Source organism: Bacteroides sp. 51 (assembly GCF_010500965.1).
In the GTDB taxonomy this organism is placed as follows: Bacteria; Bacteroidota; Bacteroidia; order Bacteroidales; family Bacteroidaceae; genus Bacteroides.
Genome location: NZ_QVMI01000033.1, coordinates 60,311 through 68,393, shown reverse-complemented (window position 1 = coordinate 68,393; position 8,083 = coordinate 60,311). Strand labels below are relative to the sequence as shown.

The 8,083-nt window shown below is 51.7% G+C and carries 4 protein-coding genes; all 4 read left to right on the top strand.

The window, feature by feature from the left end; all coding sequences use genetic code 11:
• Window positions 1-215 precede the first annotated feature (215 nt).
• The 4 genes from D0T87_RS19565 (at window position 216) to D0T87_RS19550 (ending at window position 8,055) form a co-directional block, all read left to right on the top strand.
• Entirely contained in the window at window positions 216-929 is a 714-nt protein-coding gene (locus tag D0T87_RS19565; RefSeq protein ID WP_163177225.1) for a hypothetical protein, read from the top strand.
• Between the two features lie 970 nt (window positions 930-1,899).
• Window positions 1,900-4,254, top strand: coding sequence for a glycoside hydrolase family 31 protein (locus tag D0T87_RS19560; protein WP_163177223.1), 2,355 nt, complete (start codon window positions 1,900-1,902; stop codon window positions 4,252-4,254).
• 254 nt (window positions 4,255-4,508) lie between these two features.
• Window positions 4,509-5,951, top strand: a complete 1,443-nt coding sequence (locus tag D0T87_RS19555; RefSeq protein ID WP_163177221.1) for a cellulase family glycosylhydrolase — start codon at window positions 4,509-4,511, stop codon at window positions 5,949-5,951.
• A 28-nt stretch (window positions 5,952-5,979) separates the two neighbouring features.
• A complete protein-coding gene (locus D0T87_RS19550) occupies window positions 5,980-8,055 on the top strand; it encodes a beta-galactosidase (RefSeq protein ID WP_163177219.1) in 2,076 nt (691 codons plus the stop codon).
• Window positions 8,056-8,083 lie beyond the last annotated feature (28 nt).

The window sequence follows — 8,083 nt, the reverse complement described above, 5'->3', positions numbered from 1 at the left end:
CATCTCTTTTTTATGCTAAAATAATCATTTTAAAGAACTATGGAGCACTAATGTACTCAAAAACAGAAGAAAAATTTAAAAACTTAACAGCCCTGCCCTCTGGAGGGGGTTAGGGGGGAGGACGTCTTGACCCGCAGGAAACCTCGCAGCGGCACGTTGCCGCCACCGCCACCGAAGATGATAGCCACCTCACCATCACCCACGGCGCCACCCAAATGACGTTCAACAAAACCACCGGCCTGCTCGACCTCGTAGAAACCCCAGCCGGACAAATCTCCCTGCACGGCGGCCCCGTCATCGTAACCTCTACCAACACCCTGAAAGATTTCAAACACCATAAGGAAGGCGATACCTACATCGTCGAACCCCGGTTCGACGGCGGCCAGTGGGTGCGATGGGTATTCGCCCCCGGCGAGCCACCCCGCTTCGACTATACCTTTAGTGTGAAAGGCGAAGTCGACTACATCGGCATCGGCCTCAACTACCCCGAAGAGAACATCCGCGCCATGGAATGGATAGGCGAAGGCCCTTACCGCGTGTGGAAGAACCGCATGGAGGGCACCCGCTTCGGCCATTGGCGCAAGGAGTACAACAACACCGTCACCGGCGAATCGTGGAGCTATCCCGAGTTCAAAGGCTACCATGCCGACTGTCGCGCCGTGACCTTGCATACCAGCGAGGGCGCGTTCAGCATGATACCCTCCAACCCGAATCTGTTTTTCCAGATGCTCAGGCCCGAACGCGCCCGGGGCGCCGGAAACGATAATACCGCGCCACCATTCCCCGAAACCAACATCGGCTTTATGTATGCCATCCCTGCCATCGGAACGAAGTTCCAGAAACCGGAGCAACTCGGCCCCTCGGGACAGAAGAATATGCAGTTGAACTGGGTGCCCTTTAAGGGGAGTTTGTGGTTTGTGTTTAAATAAAAGGCAACTTAACGCATTGTCATTTTGTCAATTCGCTTTTTAACTGTGCTTCTTGCGGTAATTTCTTCCTTCAAAAGCACAGTGATAAAAATAACGCAGTTCAGATGGTGTTGTTAAAATCATAAAGTTGTTAAATGTATATTGTATGTTTTGTTATGATATAGAATGGGTATTAATAGAGTCGTTAATGTTTATAAATATCCGTTATTATAATCAATGTAACATCTCGCAAACATCAACATTTACGCCCCGTTTAGAAAAACCTCTCCTGCTTTTTTGAAATAAAAAAAGCAAGCAAGGAAAATCACAGCCCCAAAAACCGGAAATTTTGATATTTTGGCGGGCATGTATTACACGGAGACTCGTGTTGTATTACACGGCGAAAGGCGTACCGCAACGCAACCACCCGCCGTGTAATACAACGCACCCCGTCGTGTAATACACGCTCGCCGCCGTGTAATACAAAAATCCGGGCTTTTTAGCACCAAAACGAAGCAAAATTGCAATTTCCCTGATGCAAATCAGGCGTTTTCGGATTCATTTTTAGTATTTTTCCGCTATTTGCAATGAAAACCACGAAAAAGAACATTGGGCAATGCCCCTCAGAGCTACTCAGAGAGGGATTTTGCTTTTCTTGGATTGCCGGAAAGAAGATTTTCGACCTGTTTTGTTTTGACTATATGCAGGTAATTTGGTGAAATTTGTGATAAAACGATGGATATTGTTGTGTTTTCCTTTCGTTTATGTGTTCGGGTAGGGCTGCTAAACCGGCGCCTTAAAAATGCGAAAACGATAAAACAACTAATAACCTGCTCGTGGTGTCGGTATAACACACCGGTAATTAACGAACCAGATACGTTGCATGGTAGGGTCAGTTTTGTTAACTAACACAAATGCCCCTTCCTTCTGAAACATTTGCCACCGTCGCCTACAGGGGATTTGTATTAGATTTGTCTAAAAAACTAATTCCATGAAGAAACTCCTTTTTATCATCTTTATCCTTGCCGCACAATGGCTCAACGCCCGCCCCGAGGCGGGGCAGCCAGGTTTCCATGCGGGCGGCGTTGAAATCCGTTTCTACACCCCCTCCACCGTGCGCATCCTCAAATCACCCGAGGGGTGGAGCTACACCAAAGAAAGCCTCTCCGTTATCGCCCGGCCCGAGAACGTAAAGCTATCCACCAGCCGGAAAGGCAATGTGTTGACCATCAAAAGCAGTCGGCTAACCGTTAACCTCAACGAAGAAACCGGGCAGGTAACCTTTACCACACCCGGCGGAAAGACGCTTTTGGAAGAAAAAGAAAAAGGTGCGCGCTTCGATGATTTCAACGATGCCGGCACGAAAACATTTAGCGTGTATCAGGCATTCACCCTCGAAAAAGACGAAGCCATCTACGGGCTGGGGCAACTGCAAAACGGCAAGATGTCGCAACGGGGTCAAACTAAACGCCTTATCCAGGACAATCTTGAAGACGTGATCACCTTCTTCCAGTCCGTCAAAGGATACGGCATCTTCTGGGATAATTACTCACCAACCATCTTCAAAGACAATGCCGAAGAAACCTCCTTCCAGTCCGAAGTTGGCGATTGCATCGACTACTACTTTATGTACGGCGGCAATGCCGATGGCGTAGTCGCCCAGATGCGTCACATCACCGGTCAGGTACCCATGTTCCCCCTGTGGACGTACGGATTCTGGCAGAGCCGCGAGCGCTACAAAAGCCAAAAGGAGATTGTCGGCGTGGTGCAGAAATACCGCGAACTCGGCGTTCCACTCGACGGGATTATCCAAGACTGGCGGTACTGGGGCAACAACTACCTGTGGAACGCCATGGAATTCCTGAACGAAGAATTCCCCGACCCCAAAAAGATGATGCAGGACATACACGGCCTCAATGCCCATATCATTATCTCCATCTGGTCGGCTTTCGGCCCGCGTACCAAGCCCTACCGCGAGATGGACAAACAAAACATGCTCTTCAACTTCCGCACTTGGCCCGAATCCGGCTCGTTTATGTGGCCGCCCAATCTGGATTACCCCTCCGGCGCCCGTGTGTACGATGCCTACAACCCCAAAGCGCGCGACATCTATTGGAAATACCTCAATGAAAACCTCCTGCCCCTCGGCATCGATGGTTGGTGGATGGACTCTACCGAGCCCGACCATTTCCACCCCAAACCCGAAGACTTCGACACGCCAACCTATCTCGGTTCCTTCCGCAAAGTGCGCAACGCCTACCCCTTGATGACCGTGGGCGGAGTGTACGACCACCAGCGCGCCGTTACCTCGGACAAGCGCGTCTTCATCCTTACCCGCTCCGCCTTTGCCGGTCAGCAGCGCTACGGCGCCAACACGTGGACGGGCGACATCACCGCGTCGTGGGAAGTCTTTGAGAAACAAATACCCGCCGGACTTAACTTCTCTCTCTGCGGCATTCCGCACTGGAACAGCGACATCGGCGGATTCTTCCTCTGGCAACACCCGCTGATGTTGGACGATCCGGACTACCGCGAACTTTATGCACGCTGGGTACAGTTCGGCACATTCTGCCCCATGATGCGTTCGCACGGCGAGGGCGCCTCGCGCGAAATCTATCAATTCGGCCAAAAAGGCGAGCCGGTTTACGACGCGGTTGAGAAATTCATCCACCTGCGCTACAGCCTGTTGCCCTACATCTATACCACTTCGTGGGAGGTAACCGCCAATCAGTCAAGTTTTATGCGCGCCCTGGCCATGGATTTCGCCGACGACCGCAACGTGTGGGACATTCACAACCAATACATGTTCGGCAAGTCCCTGTTGGTATGCCCCGTTACCCAACCGATGTACACCAAAATGGTTTCGGACACCATCAGCGTAGAAGATTTCAGCACCATTAAATCCACCCGCATCTACTTGCCCGAAGGTGCCGATTGGTACGACTTCTGGACAAACCAGAAACAGTCCGGCGGACAACATATCACGAAAGATACGCCTATCGACATCCTGCCGCTTTACGTCAAAGCCGGTTCCATACTGCCGATTGGTCCCAAAGTACAATACACCACCGAGAAGCCATGGGATAACCTCGAAATAAAGGTATATCCCGGCAGCAACGGCGAGTTCACGTTGTACGAGGACGAGAATGACAACTACAATTACGAAAAGGGAATATACAGCACCATCTCCATGAAATGGAACGACCGCGCCCGTACCCTCACCATCGAAAGCCGCAAAGGAGAGTTCGCAGGGATGCTGAAAGAACGGAAGTTCAATGTAGTAAGTGTGGATGGCGAGAGGAAGACGGTGGAGTATAATGGAAAGAGGGTGGTGGTTAAGTTGTAATGCACCCGAATGTCAGGAGAACTGATGGATTTTCCACGGTTCTTCTACATTTCCGCGGTAAGATAACAAAACTTACCCTATTTTGATACACATCCCGCCCCCACACATCTCTCTTCTGAAACATTTCTACAACTACATGTCCCCTGAAACCCCTATTTTCGCAACATCATACTCGTATGCCCTGCCATACAAGTATCTGTACTGATGATTTACACAAATAAATATTATCTTTTAATCTATTAAACCCAATTCACATGAAAACACTGGTAAGTTATATGCTTATGATTATGCTCCTTCTTCAGGCATGCTCCGACAACGAAGAGAAGATCAACGTAGAGATAGGACAAACCTCCTTTAAATTCGAAAAAGAAGGCGGATCGTCCATACTGGATATAACCGCAAATACACAAATAAAAGTAGAAAGCAGAGAAACATGGTGTAAAGTTACCATGTTCACCTCCGTACCCGGAAACTATCAATACAAAGTAACTGTAGAAGCCAATCCATTGAACGAAATCAGAAAAGCGAATGTTATGGTTACCGCCAATGGAGCCGAAAATAAAATACCCGTCGAACAGGCAGCCGGTGACGAAGTAATACCTGCCCCCGAACCCGAAAAGTTCCTGGTGCGCGATAACCTCACCACCCAGCAACTGGTTAATGAAATGGGCCTGGGCATTAACCTCGGTAATACCCTGGACGCAAGCGGCAACTGGTTCGACCAAAGCGTTCAGTCCAACTTCGAAACCTGCTGGGGAAGCCCCATCATCACCCGGAAAATGATTGAAGGATACGCCAAAGCCGGCTATTCATCCCTCCGAATTCCAGTGACTTGGAGCAACATGATGCAGCCCAATTACCAAATCCACCCCGACCTGATGAATCGCGTCGAAACCATCCTCAACTGGACCCTCGACTGCGGCATGGTAGCCATCATAAACGTACACCACGAAAACGAATGGGTAAAGAAAGCGGCAACAGACGCCGAAGACAGAAAGAAATTCACCTCCGTGTGGAAACAAATCAGCAAACGCTTCGAGAAATACGGCGACCACCTGATGTTTGAACCCATGAACGAAATCGGCTACGATGAAATATGGACGCCGTGGGGCGGAACCCAGGTCGATAAAGCCAAAGCCTTCGGTTATGTAAACGACCTCAATCAACTCTTTGTCGACATAGTAAGGGCATCCGGCGGCAACAACGCCAAACGTCACCTGTTGGTAGAAATCTACAACACAGGCGACAGTTACGCTTACGACCCGCTCACCAAAATACCCAACGACCCGGCCAACCGCCTGGCACTCACCGTACACTACTATTCGCCGGCTAATTTTGCCATCCTGGGCAACGGTGAAGACGCCGGATGGGGCGTAGGTGTTCCATCGTGGGGTACCCCCGAAGAAATCAAGGAGCTTAACGATGCAATGGAAGCGTTGAAAGTGAACTGCGTAGACAAGGGCATCCCCGTAATCGTAGGCGAATACGCGTGCTCCTCCCTCAACAGAACCCAGGAAGTAGTAAGGCTCTATTGCGTCTCCGTAACCGAAGCGATTTACTCGCGCGGCATGTGCCCCATGCTTTGGGATGTTCCGGTAGTAGGCCAATATAACCGGGAGACCTGCAAGTTTGATGTTGACCCTCTCTTTCTTCAGGAAATGATGTCGATACCGGCGAAATATCCGCGCAATAAATAATCCGATAGCGATACATAGCGATACAACCATGAAAGCAAGATTCATTCTTCTCCTATCCCTCGCCCTGCTTGCCTCCATCCGCATGGAGGCTCAGCATGGCAACCTGGCCGCCCCGTCTCAGGGCCAACTCTACGGCGCCGCCTACTACCACGAGTACATGCCCTACGAGCGTCTCGACGAAGACATCCGTCTGATGAAGAACGCCAACCTCACCGTTGTTCGTGTGGGCGAATCCAGCTGGGGCATCTTCGAGCCACAAGAGGGTGTCTTTGCGTTCGAGTGGATGGATCGCATCATCGACCAAATGCACCAAGCCGGCATCAAGGTCATACTGGGCACACCCACCTATTCCATCCCTGCGTGGCTTGCCCACAAACATCCCGAGGTGCTGGCCGAGCATCAGCGCGGCAACAAAGCCTACTATGGCATCCGCCAGAACATCGACTTCACCAATCCCACCTTCAAGTTCTATAGCGAGCGCATCATCCGCAAGCTCCTGGAGCGATACGCCAAGCACCCCGGCGTTATTGGCTATCAGGTGGACAACGAAACCGAGGCACGGGGGGTGAACAATCGCGATTACTTCATCGGATTTCGCAACTACATCAAGGAGTGTTTCAACAACGACCTCGACCTGCTCACCAAGGAGTGGGGGATGAACTACTGGGGCATGAACATCAACACCTGGGAAGAGTTCTATGTGCGCGACGGAGTGACCAACCCCTCTTACAAGAACGAGTGGGAACGCTACAACCGCAAACAGGTGGCCGACTTCCTGAACTGGCAGTGCGACATTGTGAACGAATACAAGCGTCCCGACCAGTTTGTCACCCATTGCTTCATGCCCGACTTCCACAACATCGACCAGGTGGAGAGCTTCCGACAAATGCAATACCCCGCCATCAACGTCTACCACGATGTGCAAGATAAGCAAGACGGACAGCGCATTGCCTACGCCGGCGACTTTGTGCGCACCGTGGCACGGAACAACTACATCGTTATGGAGACCAACGCCCAAGGCATCGGGTGGGACGCCCGCGGACAATATCCGCCCTACGACAACCAGCTGCGACAAAACGTGTACGGTCATTACGCCTCGGGCGCCAACATGGTGGAATATTGGCATTGGGCCACCCTGCACTACGGACAGGAGACCTACTGGCGCGGCGTTTTGGGACACGACCTGGAGCCCAACCGCATCTACAACGAGTTCAAAACCACCGCCACAGAGCTCCAGAAGATTGGCAGCCGCATCGTAGACCTCAAGAAGACAAACAAGGTGGCCATCCTCTACAGCCACGATTCCTATCACGCCCTCGGCTTCATGCCCCATACCTACAAAAGCAATTACCCCATCGACATGGTGCACCGTGCGCTCTACTTCCAGAACATCGAGACCGACATTCTGCCCTGCGACAAGGTGAGCGACTTCAGCGGATACGATATGCTCGTCGTTCCACCCCTATATGTGGCCACCGACGAACTGCTGATGGCCATCGACCGCTTCGTACTCTCGGGCGGGCACGTGGTGATGATGCACAAGAGCGGCTACTGCAACGAACACTCGGCCGTGCGCGCCACGCTGGCTCCCGGGCCGCTGCGCAAGGCGTGCGGATTCTACTACCAGGAGTATTCCGCCATCGGCAACCTGGCACTGAAGGACAACGCCTTCGGCCTTGGCAGCAATGGGCAGATAAGCGATTGGTACGAGTTCCTCATCACCGAAACGGCCACCCCCCTGGCCTATGCCGAGCATCCGTTCTTCGGTAAATGGCCCGTTATCACCGAGAACAAATATGGCAAAGGCAAGCTGACGTATATCGGCGCGTACCCCTCGCAACAACTTCTAGATGCCGTGGTGCGCCGAGTGGCCGAGGAGGCAAGCGTCATCTCTGCCGAGCATCAGGGATTCCCGGTGATACATCGCTCGGGCGTGAACAAACAGGGCAAGAACATCCGCTACATCTTCAATTACAGCGGCGAGGCGAGAGAACTAACCTACAGCTATCCGCAAGCGAAGGAACTGATTTCCGGCAAGACCGTGAAGACGGGCGACGTTGTGAAGTTGGAGCCGTGGGATGTGGTGATAATGGAAGCGAAGTGATTTTAGCCCCTCCGCCCACAACATTAAT

Excerpts from the sequence above, each read along its gene's own strand:
- D0T87_RS19550 (WP_163177219.1), top strand. The coding sequence starts at position 5,980 with ATGAAAGCAAGATTCATTCTTCTCCTATCCCTCGCCCTGCTTGCCTCC.
- D0T87_RS19565 (WP_163177225.1), top strand. The coding sequence starts at position 216 with ATGACGTTCAACAAAACCACCGGCCTGCTCGACCTCGTAGAAACCCCA.
- D0T87_RS19555 (WP_163177221.1), top strand. The coding sequence starts at position 4,509 with ATGAAAACACTGGTAAGTTATATGCTTATGATTATGCTCCTTCTTCAG.
- D0T87_RS19560 (WP_163177223.1), top strand. The coding sequence starts at position 1,900 with ATGAAGAAACTCCTTTTTATCATCTTTATCCTTGCCGCACAATGGCTC.